Consider the following 1,010-nt stretch of genomic DNA (forward strand, 5'->3'; position numbering starts at 1 on the left):
TGCCGCCGGCGCCGTTCGAATATGCGGAGTGGAAATCGGCCAAGGTGCATCCCGACTACCATGTCGAGATCGACAGGACCTTCTACTCGGTGCCGCACGCGCTGATCGGGCGGCGCGTGGATGTGCGGCTCACCCACCGGGTGGTCGAGCTCTTCCATGATCACAAGCGCGTCGCCAGCCATGTCCGCCGCTCGCAGCGCTGCGGCCATGTCACCGTCAACGAGCACATGCCCAAGGCGCATCAGCGCTATGCCAACACGACGCCGGCGAACCTGATCCGGCAGGCAGCCGGGATCGGCGCCAACACCGCCATGCTGGTCGAGCGGATGATGCGCGACCGTCCCCATCCCGAGCAGGGATACCGCTCCGCGTTTGGCATCCTCTCGCTGGCCCGTCGCTACGAGCGGGATCGGCTCGAGGCGGCCTGCGCGCGGGCGCTGACCATCAATGCGATCACCTACTCCTCCGTCAACGCCATCCTCAAATCCGGCCTCGACCGCGTGCCGCCCGCGGCCGAGCCGGTCAAGCCCACGCCATCGCACACCAACATCCGCGGCGGCTCCTATTATCAATGAAGGAAGGAAACCAACCATGCTGACACATCCAACCCTCGACCAGATGCAGGCTCTCGGCCTTGGCGGAATGGCCGCCGCCTATCGGGACCTGGCCGACCAGAGCAACGCCGACGATCTCAGTCGCGACGAGTGGCTTGGCCTGATGCTCGATCGTGAAGCCGCCAGGCGTGCCGACAAGCGTGTGACCAACCATCTCGCCGTTGCCAGGCTGCGCTTTGCCGATGCCTGCATCGAGAATATCGACTTCGCCGCACATCGCGGGCTCGACCGGCGCAATACGCTATCGCTCGCCCATGGCGCCTGGCTGAAGGCGCATGAAAACCTCATCATCACCGGGCAGACCGGCACCGGAAAGACCTGGCTGGCCTGCGCCTTCGCACGTCAGGCCGCCCGGCTCGACCATTCCGTGCTCTACCTGCGCATGCCACGTCTGTT

The 1,010-nt window shown here is 65.5% G+C and carries 2 protein-coding genes; both read left to right on the plus strand.

The window, feature by feature from the left end:
• Positions 1 to 575, plus strand: a 575-nt coding sequence (locus tag NKH33_RS33100; protein WP_502906793.1) for a Mu transposase domain-containing protein, incomplete at its 5' end; no start/stop codon positions are given.
• 16 nt (positions 576 to 591) lie between these two features.
• Positions 592 to 1,010: ATP-binding protein (locus tag NKH33_RS33105; protein WP_352923736.1), on the plus strand; the 419-nt coding region annotated here is incomplete at its 3' end.

The organism is Mesorhizobium sp. M1182 (genome assembly GCF_040318335.1).
GTDB lineage: Bacteria > Pseudomonadota > Alphaproteobacteria > Rhizobiales > Rhizobiaceae > Mesorhizobium.